The 19195-nt window shown below is 73.2% G+C and carries 20 protein-coding genes; 14 read left to right on the top strand and 6 right to left on the bottom strand.

Translation table 11 applies throughout. The features are described 5' to 3' along the window. Window positions 1-149: 149 nt before the first annotated feature. The 7 genes from ACFU0Y_RS03055 to ACFU0Y_RS03025 all read left to right on the top strand — a co-directional run bounded on the left by ACFU0Y_RS03055 (window position 150) and on the right by ACFU0Y_RS03025 (window position 6326). Window positions 150-371: a hypothetical protein gene (locus tag ACFU0Y_RS03055; RefSeq protein WP_380212972.1), complete on the top strand. Its 222-nt coding sequence runs from the start codon at window positions 150-152 to the stop codon at window positions 369-371. 181 nt (window positions 372-552) lie between these two features. Next, window positions 553-1026 carry a hypothetical protein gene (locus tag ACFU0Y_RS03050; protein ID WP_380212971.1) on the top strand — a complete coding sequence of 158 codons (474 nt, stop codon included), beginning with the start codon at window positions 553-555 and terminating at the stop codon, window positions 1024-1026. 113 nt (window positions 1027-1139) lie between these two features. Then, window positions 1140-2588, top strand: a complete 1449-nt coding sequence (locus ACFU0Y_RS03045; RefSeq protein WP_380212970.1) for a histidine kinase — start codon at window positions 1140-1142, stop codon at window positions 2586-2588. After that, entirely contained in the window at window positions 2588-3292 is a 705-nt protein-coding gene (locus ACFU0Y_RS03040) for a LuxR C-terminal-related transcriptional regulator (RefSeq protein WP_380212969.1), read from the top strand. Before ACFU0Y_RS03045 ends, ACFU0Y_RS03040 begins: the two co-directional genes overlap by 1 nt. Continuing rightward, the gene (locus ACFU0Y_RS03035) at window positions 3289-4179 is read left to right on the top strand and encodes a hypothetical protein (RefSeq protein WP_380212968.1); all 891 of its coding nucleotides are present in this window, start codon (window positions 3289-3291) and stop codon (window positions 4177-4179) included. Before ACFU0Y_RS03040 ends, ACFU0Y_RS03035 begins: the two co-directional genes overlap by 4 nt. 69 nt (window positions 4180-4248) lie before the next feature. Then, the gene (locus tag ACFU0Y_RS03030; protein ID WP_380212967.1) at window positions 4249-5604 is read left to right on the top strand and encodes an MFS transporter; all 1356 of its coding nucleotides are present in this window, start codon (window positions 4249-4251) and stop codon (window positions 5602-5604) included. Window positions 5605-5678: 74 nt separating this feature from the next. Beyond that, window positions 5679-6326 carry a DUF2306 domain-containing protein gene (locus ACFU0Y_RS03025; protein WP_380212966.1) on the top strand — a complete coding sequence of 216 codons (648 nt, stop codon included), beginning with the start codon at window positions 5679-5681 and terminating at the stop codon, window positions 6324-6326. 22 nt (window positions 6327-6348) lie between these two features. Here the strand turns inward: ACFU0Y_RS03025 and ACFU0Y_RS03020 are convergent, their stop codons facing one another. Beyond that, the gene (locus ACFU0Y_RS03020; RefSeq protein WP_380212965.1) at window positions 6349-7380 is read right to left on the bottom strand and encodes an NAD-dependent epimerase/dehydratase family protein; all 1032 of its coding nucleotides are present in this window, start codon (window positions 7378-7380) and stop codon (window positions 6349-6351) included. 27 nt (window positions 7381-7407) lie between these two features. After that, window positions 7408-7671 (bottom strand): DUF3072 domain-containing protein, encoded by a 264-nt coding sequence (locus ACFU0Y_RS03015; RefSeq protein WP_344122979.1) that lies wholly within the window; start codon window positions 7669-7671, stop codon window positions 7408-7410. 203 nt (window positions 7672-7874) lie between these two features. On the opposite strand from ACFU0Y_RS03015, the gene ACFU0Y_RS03010 reads away from it, so the two are divergent. Together ACFU0Y_RS03010 and ACFU0Y_RS03005 are read left to right on the top strand one after the other, a co-directional pair. Continuing rightward, window positions 7875-8441, top strand: a complete 567-nt coding sequence (locus ACFU0Y_RS03010; RefSeq protein WP_380212964.1) for a hypothetical protein — start codon at window positions 7875-7877, stop codon at window positions 8439-8441. Window positions 8442-8445: 4 nt separating this feature from the next. Next, window positions 8446-9288, top strand: coding sequence for a RibD family protein (locus ACFU0Y_RS03005; RefSeq protein ID WP_380212963.1), 843 nt, complete (start codon window positions 8446-8448; stop codon window positions 9286-9288). A gap of 38 nt (window positions 9289-9326) precedes the next feature. Here the strand turns inward: ACFU0Y_RS03005 and pyk are convergent, their stop codons facing one another. From pyk to ACFU0Y_RS02985, 4 genes are all read right to left on the bottom strand, one after another. Beyond that, window positions 9327-10772: a pyruvate kinase gene (gene pyk, locus ACFU0Y_RS03000; RefSeq protein WP_380212962.1), complete on the bottom strand. Its 1446-nt coding sequence runs from the start codon at window positions 10770-10772 to the stop codon at window positions 9327-9329. Between the two features lie 92 nt (window positions 10773-10864). Continuing rightward, the gene (bcp, locus tag ACFU0Y_RS02995) at window positions 10865-11332 is read right to left on the bottom strand and encodes a thioredoxin-dependent thiol peroxidase (protein WP_380212961.1); all 468 of its coding nucleotides are present in this window, start codon (window positions 11330-11332) and stop codon (window positions 10865-10867) included. Between the two features lie 72 nt (window positions 11333-11404). Next, window positions 11405-11590: a hypothetical protein gene (locus ACFU0Y_RS02990; protein ID WP_380212960.1), complete on the bottom strand. Its 186-nt coding sequence runs from the start codon at window positions 11588-11590 to the stop codon at window positions 11405-11407. Between the two features lie 134 nt (window positions 11591-11724). Beyond that, window positions 11725-12516, bottom strand: a complete 792-nt coding sequence (locus ACFU0Y_RS02985) for an SDR family oxidoreductase (RefSeq protein WP_380212959.1) — start codon at window positions 12514-12516, stop codon at window positions 11725-11727. Between the two features lie 167 nt (window positions 12517-12683). Between ACFU0Y_RS02985 and uraD the strand changes: the two genes are divergently transcribed. The 5 genes from uraD (at window position 12684) to aceE (ending at window position 19150) form a co-directional block, all read left to right on the top strand. Beyond that, the gene (gene uraD, locus ACFU0Y_RS02980; RefSeq protein WP_380212958.1) at window positions 12684-13181 is read left to right on the top strand and encodes a 2-oxo-4-hydroxy-4-carboxy-5-ureidoimidazoline decarboxylase; all 498 of its coding nucleotides are present in this window, start codon (window positions 12684-12686) and stop codon (window positions 13179-13181) included. Continuing rightward, window positions 13178-13504, top strand: a complete 327-nt coding sequence (uraH, locus tag ACFU0Y_RS02975) for a hydroxyisourate hydrolase (protein WP_380212957.1) — start codon at window positions 13178-13180, stop codon at window positions 13502-13504. The genes uraD and uraH overlap by 4 nt, the downstream gene beginning before the upstream one ends. Before the next feature lie 79 nt (window positions 13505-13583). Next, complete coding sequence (gene pucL / locus ACFU0Y_RS02970) at window positions 13584-14495, top strand: factor-independent urate hydroxylase (RefSeq protein WP_380212956.1); 912 nt, start codon at window positions 13584-13586, stop codon at window positions 14493-14495. A 244-nt stretch (window positions 14496-14739) separates the two neighbouring features. Then, entirely contained in the window at window positions 14740-16302 is a 1563-nt protein-coding gene (locus tag ACFU0Y_RS02965; protein ID WP_380212955.1) for a nucleobase:cation symporter-2 family protein, read from the top strand. A gap of 112 nt (window positions 16303-16414) precedes the next feature. Continuing rightward, a complete protein-coding gene (gene aceE / locus ACFU0Y_RS02960; RefSeq protein WP_380212954.1) occupies window positions 16415-19150 on the top strand; it encodes a pyruvate dehydrogenase (acetyl-transferring), homodimeric type in 2736 nt (911 codons plus the stop codon). Window positions 19151-19195 lie beyond the last annotated feature (45 nt).

Here is a 19195-nt window from a genome sequence, read left to right as displayed (position 1 = left end):
CGCAGGACGGCGCCGTCCTCCGCCGCCGCGGAGGCTCCCGGTCCGGACGCCGGGAGGACGTCACGGGATCTCCATCTGCCGGAAACCCTGCCGCCACACGCCGGGGCCAGGATGGAGGGGCCGGGCGCACGACGTGGAAGGGGCTCCCCATGAGCGACAGCAGCAGATGGATCCTGGGCCTGGCCCGGGTCCTGCCGGGCGACCGGATCGAGGCCCGGGAGCACCGGCGGCCGTGCTTCACCGGCACGATCAGCGAGGTGGTCCCGCAGCTGGGGATCGCGTGGGTCGTCGAGGACCGCACGGGGCTCCGGCGGCTGGTCTCCCTCCGCAGCCACCGGCTGCGCCGCTGCGAGCTGGCGACCGCGGCCTGATGGCCGGCTCCGCCCCGGGACGGAACCGGCGGGCGGCGGCCGACGGTTTCCGCCGGCGCACCGCCCGCCGCTCCGCCTGCCGGGGGAGGACCCGGGGCAGCGCCCGCCGATAGCGTGCAGGGAGCGGCCCCGGCGACGGACGCGGGCCGGCCGTACCGCCGACTCCCGGAAGAGGACCCCGATGATCGACGCCCTGCAGGAGTTCACCGCCTCCCTGCCGCCGCTGCTCCAGTGGCTCGGGGTGGTGGTGGCCGGAGCGGTCCCGTTCGTCGAGTCCTACTTCGGGTCCGTCGTCGGCATCCTGGCCGGCCTCGACCCGGCGATCGCCGTCGGGGCCGCCGTCGTCGGCAACGTCGCCTCCATGCTCGCGCTGGTCCTGGGCGCGCACGGCCTCCGCCGCCGGTTCGCCGGCGACCCGCAGGAGCCCTCGGCCCGGCAGCAGAGGCTGCGCCGGGCCTTCGACAAGTACGGTGTGGCGGGCGTGAGCCTGCTGGGCCAGACCATCCTGCCGAGCCAGATCACGGCGACGGCCATGGTGTCCTTCGGCGCGGACCGCAACGCCGTCATCCGGTGGCAGATCGTCTCCATCGTCCTGTGGGGCGTCGCCTTCGGCGCGCTGGCGGCCACGGGGGTGAGCCTGCTGGACGCCGGCTGATCCCGCTTCGTGCGGGCGGCACCGGGCCGTGGTGCCCGGGTGCGGAAAACCGCAGGAGCACCGGGTGGAGAACGTCGCGGTGCGGAGGGCCCGCACGACCGTAGCGTGAAGGCATGAGCACACCGCACGAGACCCGACCCCTGCCACCCGTACCGTGGGGCAACCGTGGCACCGACCCCGGCACCGGTGCCGGGACCCCGGCCGACGCCCCCGGCACCGACCACGGAGCCCCCGAGGACCCCCCGCGCCCCGCCGGCGGCTCCGGCCCCGCCGGTTCCTCCGCCGGCCCCCGGCCCCCGGAGTGGGGACCGTGGTCCCCGAAGACCCTCTTCTTCGGCAGCACCGATCTCGTGGTGGACGCCGCGCTCGGCACGCTGTGGCTGACCGCCCTCGTCTCCCTGGTCTCCGCCGGCATCGCCTCGCTCGCCGCCCTGGTGGGCGTGGTCCTGCTCGTCGCCGCGATCTACGCGGTCCGCGGGATCGAGTGGGTCGAGCGCCGCCGCACGCAGGCGGCGTTCGGCCTGTACCTGCCCGCCCCGCGCCGGCGCCGCTCCCCCCGCACCGACGGCTGGCGGATCGTCCACCAGTGGTGGCTGGACGTCTCCGACGCCGCCTTCTGGACGGGCCTGCTGCACCTGCTCCTCACCACCGTCCTGGGCTGGGTCGCCGTGGCCGCCCTGGCCGGCACCGGCGCCGCCGCGGCCCTCACCCTCGCCCCGCTCTACGCGGCGCCGAACAACCCGTTCTGGCCCTCCGAGCTGGTCGGGACGTGGCCCGACTGGGCCGTCGTCCTGGCCGGGATCACCCTGGCCCTCGTCGGTCTGCTCGTCGTGGTCCTCGCCGTGGCCGCGCACCGGGGCCTGTCCCGGCTGCTGCTGCGGGTGGACGAGGCCGCGGAGCTGCGCCGCCGGGCCGCCGAGGCCGCCGCGGCCCGCGAGACCGCGGTCCGCGGCGCCCGCACCGAGCGCTCCCGGATCGAGCGGGACCTGCACGACGGCGTGCAGCCCCAGCTCGTGTCCGTGGCCATGAACCTGTCGATGGCCCAGCGGCGGATCGACCACGACCCCGCCGGCGCGAAGGACCTCATCGGGGAGGCGCACGCCACCACGAAGGCCGCCATCGCCGAGCTGCGCCGCCTGGCCCGGGGCTTCCACCCGGCGGTCCTGGAGGACCGGGGTCTCGACGCCGCCCTCTCCGCCGTGGCCGCCCAGTCCCCCGTCCCGGTGGCCGTGGACGTCCGGGTGCCGCGGCTGGCGCCGGAGACCGAGGCCGCCGTGTACTTCGCGGTCTCCGAGGGCATCGCCAACATGGTCAAGCACGCCCAGGCCGGGGCCGCCTCGGTGCGCGTCGTCCTCGAGGACGATCCCGCGGGCGCCTCCCGCGTGGTCGCCCGGATCGCCGACGACGGCCGCGGCGGCGCCGTGGTGGTCCCCGGCGGAGGGCTGTCCGGAATCGCGGACCGGATCCGTTCCGCGGGCGGGCACTTCTTCCTCGACTCGCCCGCGGGCGGGCCGACCGAGCTGACCGTGGAGCTGCCGGTCGCCCGGGGGGCGGGGTCCTGATGCGCATCGTCATCGCCGAGGACGCCGTCCTCCTGCGCGCGGGCCTCGTCCGGCTGCTCACCGAGGCCGGCCACCAGGTCGTCGCCGACGTCGACACCGCGGAGGACCTGCTCAGGGCCGTCGAGGAGCACGAGCCGGACTTCGCCCTCGTGGACGTGCGGCTGCCGCCGACGTTCACGGACGAGGGCATCCGCGCCGCCGTCCTCGTCCGCTCCCAGCACCCCCGGATCGCGGTCCTCGTGCTCTCGCAGTACGTCGAGGAGCGCTACGCCTCGGAGCTCATCGCGTCCCGCCGGGACGGACTGGGGTACCTGCTCAAGGACCGGGTGGCGGACGTCGACCAGTTCCTCGAGTCCGTGGAGACCGTGGGCGCGGGCGGCACCGTCCTGGACCCGGAGGTCGTCTCCCAGCTGCTCGTGCGCTCGCGGCACCGTCAGGACCTGGACCTGCTCTCCCCGCGGGAGCACGAGGTGCTCGGGCTCATGGCGCAGGGGCTCTCCAACGCCTCGATCGCCGCGAACCTCTTCCTCACCGAGTCCTCGGTGGAGAAGCACATCCGCTCCGTGTTCACCAAGCTGGGCCTCGCCCACGAGGACGGCGGCAACCGCCGCGTCCGCGCGGTCCTGCGCTACCTCGGCTACCCCGACCCCGGGCCCGGCCACACCCCGCCCGTCCACCCGTCCCACCAGGAGCACCGGCCATGAGCACCCACCCCGAGCACCCCGCCGCCCCGGACGTCCCCAGCGCGAACGAGCGCACCGCCTGGCTCGTGCCGACCGCCGTGCTCGGCGGCATCGGCGCCCTCCTCCTGCTGGGCGCCGGCGGCGCCACCGCTGCCGCGTCCCTGTCCGTCCAGGAGCACCGGACGGACACCACCGTGACCGAGGACGTGGACACGGTCGTGGTCGACGGCCGGTCGGCCGTCATCGAGGTCGTGACCGCCGACGTCCCGGACCTGCGCGTGGAGTCCGTGCACGCCGGGTTCCGGCTCGAGAGCGCCCCCGAGCCCCGGATCGAGGACGGCCGGCTGAGCATCGACGCCGCCCCGTCCTCCTCGTGGCCGGGCGCCGGCAGCGGGATGCACGTGCGGATCACCGTCCCGGCCGAGGACGAGCCCGTGGACCTCCGGCTCTCCGGGGACGCCGGCGCCGTGAGCGTCGAGGGCGACTTCGGCGACGTCCGGCTGGACACCCGGGCCGGTGTGATCGAGGTGAGCGGCGGCGCCAACACCCTGTGGGCGGCCTCGGACTTCGGCGCCGTGGACCTCGACGGCGTGCGGGTGCGCGAGGACCTGGACGTGCACACCGAGGTCGGCGCCACCGAGGTCCGGCTCGTCGGCGAGGCGCCGCAGCGCGTGTCCGTCACGACCCGGACGGGGGCCGTCGAGGCCTCGGTCCCGGACGCCGACTGGTGGACCCCCGCCGTGGCCGGCGCGGACGAGCGCGACCCCGAGGACCTCACGGCGGCCACGGTCTGCGCCGCCGTTCCCGACGACCGCCCCTGCCTGTACGTCTCCTCGGCCGTGGGCGCGGCGGAGATCACGTACGGCGACGGCGTCCCCACCCCTGGCAGCGGGGCGTCCCGACGGTAGACTGGTCCCTGTTGTCCGGGTCGGGCGCACCGGGAGGGGGGACGGTGCGCACATCCTTCGAGGACCCCCGTGAACCCGCCGACCACCCCGTCCACCGCGGAGCGCGCCGCCCGCGCCTCCACCACCCCGGTCGCCGCCCCGGCCCCCGCCGCGGCTCCCCCCGCGACCGCCCCGCCGCACGACACCGGCCGCCGGACGACGCCCTCGTCCGGCGGCCGGTACGCCCGGCTCGTGCAGCTCGCCGGGCGCGACTTCCTGCCGATCGCCTTCGCGGCCCGGCTCCCCCTGGCCATGCTCACGGTCGGCGCGCTCACCCTCGCCACCGCCGTCACCGGCTCCTACGTCGTCGGCGGGCTGGCCGCGGGCGGCGTCGGGATCGGCTCCGCCCTGGGCGGGCCCCTGATGGGCCACCTCGCCGACCGGCTGGGCCAGCGGATCGTGCTGCTGGTCTCCGCCCTCGCCCACGCCGTGGCCATCGGGCTGCTGCTGCTCACCGCCTACGCACCCGCGGGGCCGGGCGCCCCGGCCGTGCCGCTGCTCGTCGGCGCGTCCCTGCTCGTGGGCGCCACCTGCCCCCAGGTGGGCCCGCTGGCCCGCGTGCGGTGGCGGGGACTGGTCGGCGGGAACCGGCGCGAGCTGGACACCGCACTGTCCTACGAGTCCACCGCCGACGAGCTGACCTTCGTCCTCGGGCCCGCCCTGGTGGGTCTGCTGGCCTCCCTGGTCGCCCCCTGGTCCCCCTTCCTCCTCGCCGCGGCCCTGACGCTCACGATGGTCACGACCTTCGCCGTGCACCCCACCCGGCTCGCGGTCCCGGCCGTCTCCCGCGAGGACCGGCGGCGGGCCGCGGTCCGTCCCGTCCCGGGCCGCGAGCGGCTCCTCGTGCTGCTCCCCGTCCTGGGGATGGTGGCGATGGGCGCGTTCTTCGGCGCCGTGCAGAACGGCCTCAACGCCTTCGGCGGCGCGTTCGGCATCCAGAGTGCCACCGGGCTGCTCTACGCCGTGCTCGGCATCAGCTCCGCGGCCGCGGCGCTGTCCGTGGCGTGGTGGCCGCAGGGCTTCCGGCCCGCCGCCCGCTGGGTGGTCAGCTCCGCCGCGATGGCCGCCCTGAGCCTGCTGTTCCTGCTGCCGAGCGGGATCGGCGCGATGCTCGTGGTGCTGCTGCTCGCCGGTCTGCCGCTGGGGCCCGCCATGGTCACGATCTACACCATCGGCGGGGACGTCGCCCGGCCGGAGCGGCTGGGCACGGTCATGACGATGCTCGCGAGCGGTGTGGTCCTCGGCTCAGCGGTAGGCGCCGCGCTGGCCGGTCTCCTGGCCGAGAGCGCCGGGCACCGGGGCGCGTTCGCCGCCGCGGTCGGCGCGGCCTGCGCCATGGTCGTGATCAGCGCGGCAATGGCCGCCCTCCGGCGACGGGGGCGCTGACCGGCGGCACCGCTCCGCGACATCGCTCGGACGCGGGCTGCCGGTCCGGTGACCGGGGCCCCTAGACTGGCGGGGTGAGCGTGTCGTCCGGCCGGTTCGCGATCTGGTCCGCGGTGGTCCTCCTGACGGCGGTGGTGCTGGTCTTCGCGGTCATCCGCGTCAGCACGGACCTGCCGCTGATCGTGCTGGGGCTCCCCGCCGCGACCGGTTCGTTCGAGGAACGGTACGTGGGTCGTCCCTGGCCGGCCTATCTGCACATCGTGCCGGGGGTGCTGTACCTCGTGGGCGCCCCGTTCCAGCTCTCCCGCGGATTCCGCCGACGGCATCTCCGCCTGCACCGGCGGATGGGCAGGGCGGTCCTCTCCCTGGGGATGGTCAGCGGCGTGTTCGCCCTGGCCTTCGGGATCCCGTTCTCCTACGGAGGCTTCTGGCAGTCCGCGGCGACCGCGGTGTTCGGCGCCTATTTCCTGGTGGCTCTGGTGCTGGCCTACCGCGCCGTTCGCAGCCGCAGGATCGCGGCGCACCGGAGGTGGATGATCCGCGCCTTCGCCGTCGGCCTGGGGGTGGGCACCATCCGGTTGTGGATCGGGGTGTTCGTGGGTGCGGGCGGCATGACGCTGCAGGACGCCTTCGCGCCGGCGTTCTGGTTGGGCCTGGGCCTCCACGCCCTGGCGGCGGAGCTCTGGCTGCGGCGACGTCCCGCCGCCCCGGCCGTGCGCTGACGCCCGCGGCGGTCCGGTGCGGCTAGACCAGTGGGGACCGGGGCCGGTGCTCCCGGTTGCCGAGGCCCTCGCGGTCGTCGAGGTGGTCCACGAGCTGGCGGAGCGCCTCGAGCGAGCTGACGGACTCCGACCAGCCCGTGACCTCGCGGATCCGCGTGGTGTCCATGATCGGCACGGCGCCGGCGAGGTCGATCCAGCCGGGGTCGGTGGGCTGCAGCCGCAGCCGGTAGGTGATCGCCACGAGCGCCCGGACCAGGGCCGGGGGCACGGGCAGCACGCGCCGGGCGCCGAGCACCTGTGCCACGCCGTCGGCGCCGATCACCGGCTCGGCCGCGATGTTGAACGCCCCGCCGGCGCGGTGCTGGATCACCCGCCAGAACGCGTCCGCGACGTCGTCGGTGTGCAGCGTCTGGAAGCGGAACTTCTCGGGGAACGGCAGCACGGGCAGGCGCAGCCGGGCGATCAGGCCCTTGGGCACGAGGGCGCCGAGGAAGTAGTCCCCGATCTCGGGGGCGGCGCCCGCCTGGAACAGGAAGCCGGGCCTCAGCCGGGTCACCACCACGTCGGGGTGGGCCTCCTCGAACCGGTTGAGCAGCGCCTCCGTCTCGGCCTTCTGCACGTTGTAGTGCGAGGTGTCGACGCCGCCGACGGGCCAGGACTCGTCCACGGTCCGGTCCTTGGGGCCGGGACTGTAGGCGCCGAGCGAGGAGGGGTAGACGATCTGCGGCACACCCGCGAGGACCAGGGCGTCGAGCACGTGGACGAGGCCGTCCACGTTGGTCTCGTGCATCAGCGCGAAGTCCCGGTTGGGGCGGATGAGCCACACGAGGTGGATCACGGCGTCGGCGCCGGCCATGATCTCCGCCAGCGCCGCGGTGGACTCCTTCGCGGCGACGTCCACGGTGTGCCACTCCACGCCGTCGTAGGGCTCACCGTCCCGCTCCGGCCCCTCGCGGGAGACTCCGACGATCCGCGTGACCTCCGGCGCGGCGTGCAGCCGCCGGAGCACCGCGGTGCCCGCGTTGCCCGTGGCTCCCAGGACGACGATCTTCACGGTGCTCCCCCTCCGCCCGTCCAGGACCTACTGGTCCTGGACCCGGCCGCTCTCGCCCTGCAGACGGTCGATGTGCTTGGACGCCTCGGCCTTGGTCAGGTCCGCCGGCAGCTCCTCGCCGGCCTCGCGGGCCAGGGTGTCGAGGTAGCTGCGCTGGGCGCTGGTCATCGGCTCCTCGCCGGTGGCCCAGTCGTCCGGGTCGCGGTCGAGCCCGCTGCCCGGCTCGGGGCTGGAGGCGCCGATGGTCTGCTGCTCGTCGGGATCCGGGGATCCGCTCGCGTTCTCAGTCATGGGCCCCATGATAGTCACATCCCTTATGGTTCCCTCCCCGCCGGTCGCCCCGCACCGGCTCCCGCCGCACTGCTCCCGCCGCGGCCCTCCTGCCGCGGCGGGAACGGAGTCAGTAGGGTGGAGGACCGGGGTGATCCGCACGGGGTGCCGGCAGGCTCCTGGCGCGCACCGGCAAGGTCCTTCCCACGAGCGAGGAGAAGCAGATGAGCGAGCAGGCGCACGCCGGCCCGAACGGCACCGCGGACGCACGGGTCCAGACCGACAAGCTCGAGGCGTACATGCTCGGGCACTACATGGGCGCCCTCTCCGGGGTGCGGCTCTTCGACGAGGCGGCCACCACGTGGGCCGGCACCCCCTACGGGGACCGGTTCGCGACGTTCGTCGACGAGATCAAGAACGACATCGGCCGCCTCGAGGCGATGCTCGACCGGCTGGGCTCCGGCCGTCCGGGCTCCGGCCGCCCGGCCTCCGCCCGGCGGCGGGTGGCCAAGGGGCTCGGGACCGTCACGGGCATCGCCTCCCGGCTCAATCCGCTGAGCAGGATCCGGGAGCGGACCGGCATCGCCGCCCACGGGGAGCTCGAGATGCTGCAGTCCCTGGTGGTCGCCAAGCGCAGCATGTGGGTCACGCTCCTGGAGCTCGTCCCCGCCGAACCGCGCCTCGACGCAGAGGAGCTGCGGACGCTCGAGTCCAGCGCCGCCCACCAGTACGACCGGCTGCGGGCCATCGCCGAGGAGACGGCCCGGGACCGGTTCCTCGCCCGGGACTGACCCCGTGACGGACCCCGTGGCTGCCCCCGTGCCCGAGAGCCCCGCGCCCCGCGTCGCCGGAGACGCCCCGCCGTCCCCCGACGACGACGGCCCTGCCACGACCGGCGCCGCGGCCGTGGCCTGGGAGGCCCTGCTCGCCGGCCGGACCCGGTCCGTCCCGCAGCCGGGGGCGGAGCTCGTCGAGCGCTACGGACCGCTCGTGGCGCACCGGGGCCCCCTCGTCCTCGCGCAGCTGGGACAGAGCCTGGACGGGTTCATCGCCTCCCGCACCGGCCACGCCGAGTTCGTGACCGGCCCGGAGGACCGGGAGCACCTGCACCGGCTGCGGGCGCTGGTGGACGCCGTGGTCGTGGGCGTCGGCACGGTCGTCGCCGACGACTGCCGGCTGACCGTCCGCGCCGTGCCCGGCGCCCACCCCGCCCGGGTGGTCCTGGACCCCTCGGCGCGGGCCCCGCTGACCTCGGCCGTGCTCACGGACGGCGCCGCGCCCACGCTGTGGGTGGTCGGTGCGCACGCGGACGTGCCCGCTGCGCCTGCGTCGCACGTCACGGTGCTGCGGGTGCCCGTCGGCGAGGACGGGCTGGCTCCGCCGGTCGTGCTCGGGGCGCTGGCCCGGCGCGGCCTGCAGCGCGTGCTCGTCGAGGGCGGCGGACGCACCGTCTCCCGGTTCCTGGCCGCGGGGACGCTGCACCGGCTCTACCTCACCACCGCGCCCATGCTCATCGGGGACGGGGTGCCCGGCATCCGGTTCCCGGGTGCGGACCACCTCTCCGGCGCCCTGCGCGCCCCGGTGCGCCGCTTCGTGCTCGGCGACGACCTCTGCACCGAGCTGACCTTCCGGGGCTGAGCCCCGACCGCCCTCCGGGGCCGGAGCGCTCGACGGGCTCAGACCCCGGGGGACGGATCAGCGGCTCGGCCGGATGCGTCGCCGATCTGGTGCAGCTTGATGAGGTTGGTGGATCCGGGCACCCCGGGAGGCGAGCCGGCCGACATCACCACCAGGTCCGCGGGCGCGGCCAGCTCCATGCCCAGCAGCGCGGTGTCGATGTGGGCGGCCATCGCGTCGGTGTGCGCAGGCGCCGGGGCGAGAACGGGATGCACGCCCCAGGCGAGGGTGAGCTGATTGCGCACGTCCCGGGCGGGGGTGAACGCGTAGACCGGTCGGAGCGGGCGCAGCCGGGAGAGCCGGCGGGCGGAGTCCCCGGTCTGGGTGAAGGTGCAGATGGAGTGCGCCCCGAGCTGGTCGGCGATGGCCACCGCGCCGAGGGTGACGGCCCCACCGCGGGTCCGCGGTGCGCTGCCCAGGGGCGGGATGCGCTCCAGTCCGTGGGCCTCGGTGGAGGTGATGATGCGGGCCATCGTCTGCACCGTGCCCACCGGGTGGGCGCCCACGCTGGTCTCCCCGGAGAGCATGACCGCGTCCGCACCGTCGAGCACCGCGTTGGCGCAGTCGGAGGCCTCCGCGCGGGTGGGCCGGGGGCTGTCGATCATGGACTCCAGGACCTGGGTGGCCACGATGACCGGCTTGGCCCAGCGCCGGGCCAGTTCGATCGCCCGCTTCTGCACGATCGGCACCTGCTCGAGGGGCAGTTCCACGCCCAGGTCGCCGCGGGCGACCATGAGGGCGTCGAAGGCGTCGACGATGCGTTCCAGGGCGGCCACGGCCTGGGGCTTCTCGATCTTGGCGATCACCGGGACCCGACGGCCCTCCTCGTCCATGATCTCGTGGACGCGGTCGACGTCGGCCGCGTCGCGGACGAAGGACAGGGCGATGAAGTCGACCCCCCGGCGCAGCGCCCAGCGCAGGTCCGCCTCGTCCTTGTCCGACAGCGCGGGAACATCGACCGGGACCCCGGGGAGATTGATGCCCTTGTTGTCCGACACCGTCCCGGGCACCGTCACCTCGGTGACCACCTCGTGCTCCGTGACCTCGACGGCCCGCAGGGCGACCTTGCCGTCGTCGATCAGCAGCGCATCGCCGGCGCGGACGTCCCGGGGCAGGCCCGTGAAGGTGGTGGAACAGAGTTCCGGGGTGCCCGCGACGTCCCGGACGGTGATGGTGAACCGGTCGCCGACGGCCAGGTGGTGGGGGCCGTCGAGGAATCGGCCCAGCCTGATCTTCGGTCCCTGCAGATCCGCCATGACGCCCACCTCGCGGCCCAGTTCGGCCGCGGCCGCCCGGATGTCGAGGTAGGTGGTCTCGTGGACCCGGTGGTCGCCGTGGCTCATGTTCAGCCGCGCCACGTCGACCCCGGCCGCCAGCAGGGCCCGGGTCCGGGCACGGCCGGCCACGGCAGGGCCGAAGGTGGCAACGATCTTCGCTCGTCTCATGGAACGTCCTGTCATCGGCACGCGGGAAAGGGGGAGGGATTCGGCAGCTCGGTGCGCTCGTCGTCGCGCGCCGCTGTCCGGACCGGTGCTGCTCAGCCGCCCAGCCGCTCCCGCAGGCTCTTGACGTGGCCTTCGGCCTGGACGTTGTACTCCGCGGAGCTCACGGTGCCGTCCTGCGCGATGACGAAGGTCGAGCGGAGCGGGCCGGTCCGGATCTGCCCGTTGACCGTCTTCTCCCCCCAGGCACCCCACGACCGGGCGGCCTGCCCGTCGGGATCGGAGAGCAGCCGGTAGGGAAGGTGGTGCTCCTCGGCGAATCGGGACAGGGTCTCGGGGTCGTCCCCGGAGACGCCGAGCACGGTGTAGCCCAGGTGCTGGAGCGAGGCGAGGTTGTCCCGGAAGTCGCACGCCTCGGAGGTGCAGCCGGGGGTGAAGGCCTTGGGGTAGAAGTAGACGATCACCTTGCGGTCGCGCAGCTCGGAGAGCCGCACCCGCCGTCCTTCGTGGTCGGTGAGGGCGAGGTCGGGGGCCTGCCGGCCGGTCTGGATCTGCTGGGTCATGGGAGCTCCTCAAGGGGTGGATCGGTGAAGCGAGCCGGCGCGCTGGTCCGTTCCGGCTCCTGGAGGACGTGGCTAGGGGAGGCGTCGAGCGGCCACGCGGCCCACCATCGCGCCCACGCAGGCCGAGGACACCGCGAGCGCCCACAGGGGGGCGGTCCGCCGGTGCCGCTGCAGCGGGCGGCTGAGGTCCGGGTCGCAGTCGATGGCGGTGTAGTCGAAGAAGACCGCAGGTGCGGGCGACGGCGCGGTGTGGTTCACGGGTTCCTCCTGGATTCGTACTACGGAATTATGTTTCCACAATATGGAATTTAGCGACTCCAGGGCTCGCCGTCAAGAGGGGCCGCGACCTCGGGGGCGCCGCCGCCGATGCGTCGCAGTGCACCCCCGCCCCGTCAGCCGCGGCCGGCGAACGGCATCCCGGAGGCGGTCAGCACGAGCGAGTTGACCGTGGCGGAGGCAGGGAGCTGGGCCATCATCAGCACGGCCCGTCCCACCTCCTCGACGGGGAAGCTCGGCTCCGGCCGCAGCGTGCCGTCGGCCTGCAGGGCGCCGCCGTCCACGCCCAGCCCCGCCAGCAGCTCCGTGGCCGCGTTGCCGATGTCGATCTGCCCGCAGGTGATGCCGTACGGGCGCCCGTCCAGGTCGAGGGACCGGGTGAGGCCGGTGACGGCGTGCTTGCTCGCGGTGTAGGCGGCGGACAGCGGCCGGGGCGCGTGCGCGGAGATCGAGCCGTTGTTGATGATCCGCCCGCCCCGGGGGGTCTGCCGCTTCATGATCCGGACGGCCTGCGCCGAGCACAGGAACGCCCCGGTGAGGTTGACCCCCAGCGTGCGCCCCCACTCCTCCGGATCGATCTCGTCCACCTCGCCGCGGGGCCCGAAGGTGCCCGCGTTGTTGAACAGCACGTCGATCCGCCCGGTGAGCCGCTCGATCTCCCGGAAGGCCTCCGACACGCTCTGCGCGTCGGCCACGTCGACCGGCATGATGTGGGCACCCGGATCCCCTCCGGCCGTCTCGACCAGCGCGGCGCGCCGCCGGCCGGCGAGCACGACCACCCATCCGGCCGCCAGGAAGTGCCGGGCCACGACCCGGCCGATCCCCGAGCCGGCCCCGGTCACCACGGCCACCTTCTCGTGCGCCGCCCCCTGCCCCGACCCCTCTGCCACATCTCTCGCTGCCTGCATCTCTGCCTCCTCGATCCTGGTGTGCACGGACGCCGCGACCACGGGCCCGTCATGGTCGGTGGAATATTCCCCGACCCATTGACTTCTCGCCTGTGAGCCAGTTCACTGTATGTAGTGAAAGTTTTATTCCACATTATGGAATCCGGAAAGGTCGTAAGGCGCACCCCATGAAGCTCACCGAGTTCAACACCCTCAACAGGACCCAGGCGACCGAGGTCGTCCGGCCGGCGCTCGACGTCCCGCGCTGGCTGGAGGCCGTGGTCGACGCCCGGCCCTACGCCCACCATGATGCCCTGCTCGCCACGGCCCGGACGGCCGCGAAGCCGTTCAGCGCCGAGGAGATCGAGGGGGCCCTGGCCCACCACCCTCGCATCGGCGAGCGGGCCGAGGGCGACCACGCGGAGGCGGGACTCTCGCGCGCGGAGCAGTCTGCGGTCGACCCGTCGGACGCCGGCGTCCAGCAGCGCCTGCGCGAGGGCAACCTCGCCTACGAGGAGCGGTTCGGCCAGGTGTTCCTCATCCGCGCCGCCGGGCGCACCCCCGAGGAGATCCTCGACCAGCTCTCCGCCCGCATGGACAACGACCCCGGGACGGAACAGGCCGTGGTCGCCGACCAGCTGCGCCAGATCGCCCTCCTCCGACTCGAAGGACTCGTCACCCCATGAGCTACGTCACCGCCCACGTCCTCGACTCCGTCACCGGCACCCCCGCCCAGGGGATCGCCGTGACCCTCGAGGCCGCCGACGGCACCTCCGTCGCGACCGCCGAGACCAACGCCGACGGCCGCGTGCCCGAACTGGGCCCAGAGACCCTGGAATCCGGCGACTACCGGATCACCTTCGCCACGGGAGAGTACTTCGCCGGCCGGAACCAGCCGACGTTCTACCCGTTCGTGACGGTGAACTTCACGGTGCAGGCCGAGGAGCGGCACTACCACGTGCCGCTCCTGCTGAGCCCGTTCGCCTTTTCCACCTACCGGGGCAGTTGACCCAGGAGTTGACGGGTCCGCCCGTCTTCGACCGCCCCGAGCAGCAGAGAGCACTTCGCACACTCGAAGGAGAACCGTCATGACCGACGTCACCACCCGGACGGCCACGGACACCGTCGTCCTGGGCAAGAACCAGTACGGCAAGGCCGAGAACCACGTCGTGCGCGTCGACCGCGCCACCGACCGGCACGAGATCCGCGACCTCGTGGTCACCTCGCAGCTGCGCGGCGACCTCGAAGCGGTGCACACGGAGGGCGACAACGCCCACTGCGTGCCGACCGACACGCAGAAGAACACCGTCTTCGCCTTCGCCCAGCAGTACGGGATCGAGTCGCCCGAGCAGTTCCTGCTCAAGCTCGCCGACCACTTCACCGGTGAGTTCGAGTGGATCACCGGGGGCCGCTGGGCCGCCCAGGAGCACGCCTGGAACCGGATCGACGACCACGACCACTGCTTCGTGCAGAACAAGGACGAGGTGCGCACCGCGGTGGTCGTGGCCGAGGGCGGGTCCCGCACCGTGATCTCCGGGTTCAAGGACCTCACGGTCCTGAAGTCCACCGAGTCCGGCTTCGCGGGCTACCCCAAGGACCAGTACACGACGCTGCCCGAGACCGAGGACCGGATCATGTCCACGGACGTGGCCACCCGCTGGCGGTACAACACCACCGACGTGGACTTCGACGCCGTCTACGAGGACGTCAAGAAGATCATCCTGAGCAAGTTCACCGACCACTACTCCCGGGCGCTGCAGGAGACCCTCTACCTCATGGGCAAGGCCGTCATCGAGGCCCACCCGGAGATCGACGAGATCAAGTTCTCCTGCCCGAACAAGCACCACTTCGTCTACGACCTCGGGTTCTGCGACCTGCCGAACAACAACGAGACGCACTACGCGGCGGACCGTCCGTTCGGCCTGATCGAGGCCACCGTCCAGCGCAAGGGAGCGCCCGAGAACGAGCACGCCTGGATGGGCATCGCCGGCTTCTGCTGAGCCGCGCCCCGCCCGGCGCCGCCCACGGCGGCGCCACCGGGGTCCGTCGTCGCCGTCCGCGCACGACGACGACGGGCCCCCGCCACACCCTCCTGCGGCCGGCGAGCCCGCCGCCCGCCCGTCCGGCACTCCTGCCGCGACCACCGCGCACCGCGCACCTCTCTCGACCTCCTCGCTCCGCCCCGGTCCCGCCCCGACGCCGGCACCGGGTCTCTCCCGTCACCAGGATCCCTAGGAGAACACCATGGCCAGGTCACGCACCGCCGAGCCGCCCAGCACCCGCACCCGACCCCGTCCGGAGGACGAGTACCTCGGGGTGGGCAGCAGCCTCGGCTACGGGCTGCAGCACGTGCTCACCATGTACGGCGGCATCATCGCACCACCGCTCATCATCGGCGGCGTCGCCGGGGTGAGCCCCCAGGAGCAGGGCCTGCTCATCGCGGCCTGCCTCTTCGTGGGCGGTCTCGCCACGATCCTGCAGTCGTGGGGCATCAAGTTCTTCGGCTCCCAGCTGCCCCTCGTGCAGGGCACCTCCTTCGCGTCCGTGGCCACCATGACCGCGATCGCCCAGGGCGACGGCGGCATCCAGGCCGTCTTCGGCGCCGTGATCGCCTCCGCGGTCCTCGGCTTCCTCATCACGCCCTTCTTCGCCAGCATCGTGCGCTTCTTCCCCCCGGTGGTCACCGGCGTGGTGATCACCGCGATCGGCCTGACGCTGTTCCCCGTGGCGGCCCGATGGGCCATGGGCGGCAACGCGCAGTCCCCCGAGTACGGCTCGGTGGGCAATCTCGGGCTGGCCGGCCTGACGCTGCTGATCATCCTGCTGCTGTCCAAGGTGGGCAGCGCCGTCATCTCCCGGCTGTCCATCCTCCTGGGCCTGGTGCTGGGCACGATCGCCGCGACGCTGCTCGGCAAGGCCGACTTCAGCCAGGTGCTCGAGGGCAACATCTTCGCCTTCCCGGAGCCGCTGGCCTTCGGGCCCCCGGTCTTCGAGGTGGCCGCGATCCTCTCCATGTTCATCGTGGTGCTGGTGATCCTCACCGAGACCACCGCCGACATCATCGCCGTCGGCGAGATCGTGGACACCAAGGTCGACAAGAAGCGCATCGCCGACGGCCTGCGCGCCGACATGGCGGCCTCCGCGGTCGCCCCGCTCTTCAACGGCTTCACCCAGAGCGCCTTCGCCCAGAACGTGGGGCTCGTCGCCATCACCGGCGTCAAGAGCCGCTTCGTGGTCACGGCCGGTGGTGTGATCCTGGTGGTCCTCGGCCTGCTCCCCGTCCTCGGCCGGGTCGTCGCGGCGGTGCCGCCGCCCGTGCTCGGCGGGGCCGGCATCGTGCTCTTCGGCAGCGTGGCCGCCTCCGGCATCCGCACCCTGGCGAAGGTGGACTACAAGAACGGCGCCAACCTGATCATCGTGGCCACGTCCATCGGCTTCGGCATGCTGCCGATCGCGGTCCCGGAGATCTACGCGAACTTCCCGGGCTGGTTCGAGACCATCTTCCACTCGGGCATCAGCTCCGCGGCCGTGATGGCCGTGCTGCTGAACCTGCTCTACAACGAGTTCCGCGCCGGCAACCCGGCGCGGGGCACGGGCTCCGTCTTCGCCAACGCCCCGGTGCGCGCCGTGCGCTACGAGAGCCTGGAGCACCTGCAGGACCACCTGCAGGAGGGCGACACCGTCAAGGACGGCAAGCTCGTGGACTGCGACGGCAATCCGGTCCCCGTGGTCACCGCCGCCGGCGAGATCATCGACACCAGGGTCTGCAGGACCCCGGGCGGCCCCGGCGGCTCCTCCGCGCACTGACGCACCAGCATCGATCCACCGTGAACCTCCTGCGGCGCCGGGGACCCCGGCGCCGCAGGTCGTGCACCGGACAGATCTCTTCTCCACCCATCACTACTGAGAAAGAGTTGACGTGAACCCTGACCCCTTGGTCGAGACCCACCACCGACCGGCACCCGATCTCCCCCACGGCTCCCCGCGACAGACCGCGGCGTGGGCGGGATCGTTCGAGGACCTCATCGAGAAGCAGGTGCGGGAGCGGACGCAGTACATCCTCCAGGCGTCGGCCCCCCGACCCGGATCGGCGACCCCTGCCGCCCCGGCGGTCACCACGGACTACGTGAACACGATCGCCGTGGACCAGGAGCCGGAGTTCCCCGGCGACGAGGACGTCGAGCGCACCTACCGCCGCTGGCTGCGCTGGAACGCCGCCGTGATGGTGCACCGGGCCCAGCGCCCGGGAATCGGGGTGGGCGGCCACATCTCCACCTACGCGGGCGCGGCGACCCTCTACGAGGTCGGCTTCAACCACTTCTTCCGCGGCCCCGACCACCCCGGCGGCGGGGACCAGGTCTTCTTCCAGGGCCACGCCTCCCCGGGCATGTACGCCCGGGCGTTCCTGGAGGGCCGGCTCACCGAGGAGCAGCTGGACGGGTTCCGGCAGGAGAAGTCCAAGGGCAGCAACGGCATCCCGTCCTATCCGCACCCCCGCTCGATGCCGGACTTCTGGCAGTTCCCCACGGTCTCGATGGGCATCGGACCGATGAACGCGATCTACCAGGCGCAGTTCAACCGCTACCTGCAGCACCGCGGCATCAAGGACACCTCCGACCAGCAGGTCTGGGCGTTCCTGGGCGACGGCGAGATGGACGAGCCGGAGTCCCGCGGCCTCCTGCAGCTGGCCGCCAACGAGAAGCTCGACAACCTGAACTTCGTGGTCAACTGCAACCTGCAGCGCCTCGACGGGCCGGTGCGCGGCAACGGCAAGATCGTCCAGGAGCTGGAGGCGTTCTTCCGCGGCGCCGGCTGGAACGTGATCAAGGTGCTGTGGGGACGGGAGTGGGACCCCCTGCTGGCGGCCGACACGAACGGCGAGCTGGTGCGGATCATGAACGAGACCCTCGACGGGGACTTCCAGACCTTCAAGGCCGAGTCCGGCGGATTCGTCCGCGACCACTTCTTCGGCCGGTCCACCACGACCAAGGAGCTCGTCGCCCACATGAGCGACGACGAGATCTGGGCCCTCAAGCGCGGTGGCCACGACTACCGGAAGGTCTACGCCGCCTACCAGGCCGCCACCGAGCACGAGGGCCGGCCGACCGTGGTGCTCGCGATGACGGTGAAGGGCTACGGACTGGGCGCCTCCTTCGAGGGACGCAACGCGACCCACCAGATGAAGAAGCTGACCCTGGAGGACCTCAAGGCCTTCCGCGACCTCCTGCGCATCCCGGTCACCGACGAGCAGATCGACGACGACCTCTACGGCGCCCCGTACTACCACCCGGGCCCCGACGCCCCGGAGATCCGGTACCTGCTCGAGCGGCGCCGGGCGCTGGGCGGAGGCCTGCCCGCACGCCGGAACCGTCCCGCGCCCGTGGAGCTGCCCGACGACGACGCCTACCGGTCCGCGAAGAAGGGCTCCGGCAAGCAGATGGCGGCCACCACCATGGCCTTCGTGCGCGTGCTGCGGGACCTCATGCGGGCCAAGGACTTCGGCCACCGGATCGTGCCCATCGTCCCCGACGAGGCCCGCACCTTCGGCATGGACTCCTTCTTCCCCACCGCGAAGATCTACAACCCCAACGGCCAGAACTACCTCTCCGTGGACCGCGAGCTCATGCTCGCCTACAAGGAGTCCCCGCAGGGCGTCCTGCTCCACCCGGGGATCAACGAGGCCGGCGCCGTCGCGGCGTTCACCGCCGCGGGCACCGCCTACGCCACCCACGGCGAGCCCATGGTGCCGGTCTACATCTTCTACTCGATGTTCGGCTTCCAGCGCACCGGCGACTCCTTCTGGGCCGCCGCCGACCAGATGACCCGCGGGTTCGTCATCGGGGCCACCGCCGGGCGAACCACGCTCACCGGCGAGGGCCTCCAGCACGCCGACGGCCACTCCCCCGTGCTCGCCGGCACCAACCCGGCGGTGCGCAGCTACGACCCGGCCTACGGCTACGAGATCGCGCACATCGTCCGGCACGGGCTCGAGCAGATGTACGGCCCGGACTCGCCCGATCGGGACGTCATGTACTACCTGACGGTCTACAACGAGCCGTACCAGCAGCCGGCCGAGCCGGAGGGCGTCGACGTCGAGGGCATCGTGCGCGGCATCCACCGGGTCGCCCGCTCCGAGCACCCCGGTCCGAAGGTCCAGCTGCTCGGCTCGGGCGTGTCCGTGCCGTGGGCCCTGCAGGCCCAGCAGCTGCTGGCCGAGGAGTGGCAGGTCTCTGCGGACGTGTGGTCGGTGACCTCGTGGAACGAGCTGCGCCGCGACGGCCTGGCCGCCGAGCGGGAGGCGTTCCACCACCCCGGGGCACCGCGCCGGGTGCCGTTCGTGGCCCAGCAGCTCGCCGGGGCGGAGGGGCCCGTCATCGCCTCCACGGACTTCGTCTCGGAGCTGCCGGACCGCATCCGGCAGTACCTGCCGAACGACTTCGCGACCCTGGGCGCCGACGACTTCGGCTTCTCCGACACCCGCGCCGCGGCCCGGCGCTGGTTCCGGACGGACGTCCACTCCATCGTGGTGCGGGCACTGCAGATGCTCGCCGACCGCGGGGAGGTGGACGACGGGGCCCCGGCCCGGGCGTTCGAGCGCTACCGCCTGGACGAGGTCACCGCCGGCACCACCGGCAACGCGGGCGGCGACGCCTGATCCCGCACCCGTCTCCGACAGCGACGCCCGCCGGCCCCTCGGGGG

Source organism: Kocuria sp. NPDC057446 (genome assembly GCF_042802875.1).
GTDB lineage: Bacteria > Actinomycetota > Actinomycetes > Actinomycetales > Micrococcaceae > Kocuria.
This window is presented reverse-complemented; position numbering and strand designations above follow the sequence as displayed.

What these genes read in the sequence shown, in the direction of transcription:
- ACFU0Y_RS03055 (WP_380212972.1), top strand. Translation starts at nt 150, where the DNA reads ATGAGCGACAGCAGCAGATGGATCCTGGGCCTGGCCCGGGTCCTGCCG.
- ACFU0Y_RS03050 (WP_380212971.1), top strand. Translation starts at nt 553, where the DNA reads ATGATCGACGCCCTGCAGGAGTTCACCGCCTCCCTGCCGCCGCTGCTC.
- ACFU0Y_RS03045 (WP_380212970.1), top strand. Translation starts at nt 1,140, where the DNA reads ATGAGCACACCGCACGAGACCCGACCCCTGCCACCCGTACCGTGGGGC.
- ACFU0Y_RS03040 (WP_380212969.1), top strand. Translation starts at nt 2,588, where the DNA reads ATGCGCATCGTCATCGCCGAGGACGCCGTCCTCCTGCGCGCGGGCCTC.
- ACFU0Y_RS03035 (WP_380212968.1), top strand. Translation starts at nt 3,289, where the DNA reads ATGAGCACCCACCCCGAGCACCCCGCCGCCCCGGACGTCCCCAGCGCG.
- ACFU0Y_RS03015 (WP_344122979.1), bottom strand. Translation starts at nt 7,671, where the DNA reads ATGACTGAGAACGCGAGCGGATCCCCGGATCCCGACGAGCAGCAGACC.
- ACFU0Y_RS03010 (WP_380212964.1), top strand. Translation starts at nt 7,875, where the DNA reads ATGAGCGAGCAGGCGCACGCCGGCCCGAACGGCACCGCGGACGCACGG.
- pyk (WP_380212962.1), bottom strand. Translation starts at nt 10,772, where the DNA reads ATGAGACGAGCGAAGATCGTTGCCACCTTCGGCCCTGCCGTGGCCGGC.
- bcp (WP_380212961.1), bottom strand. Translation starts at nt 11,332, where the DNA reads ATGACCCAGCAGATCCAGACCGGCCGGCAGGCCCCCGACCTCGCCCTC.
- ACFU0Y_RS02985 (WP_380212959.1), bottom strand. Translation starts at nt 12,516, where the DNA reads ATGCAGGCAGCGAGAGATGTGGCAGAGGGGTCGGGGCAGGGGGCGGCG.
- uraD (WP_380212958.1), top strand. Translation starts at nt 12,684, where the DNA reads ATGAAGCTCACCGAGTTCAACACCCTCAACAGGACCCAGGCGACCGAG.
- uraH (WP_380212957.1), top strand. Translation starts at nt 13,178, where the DNA reads ATGAGCTACGTCACCGCCCACGTCCTCGACTCCGTCACCGGCACCCCC.
- pucL (WP_380212956.1), top strand. Translation starts at nt 13,584, where the DNA reads ATGACCGACGTCACCACCCGGACGGCCACGGACACCGTCGTCCTGGGC.
- ACFU0Y_RS02965 (WP_380212955.1), top strand. Translation starts at nt 14,740, where the DNA reads ATGGCCAGGTCACGCACCGCCGAGCCGCCCAGCACCCGCACCCGACCC.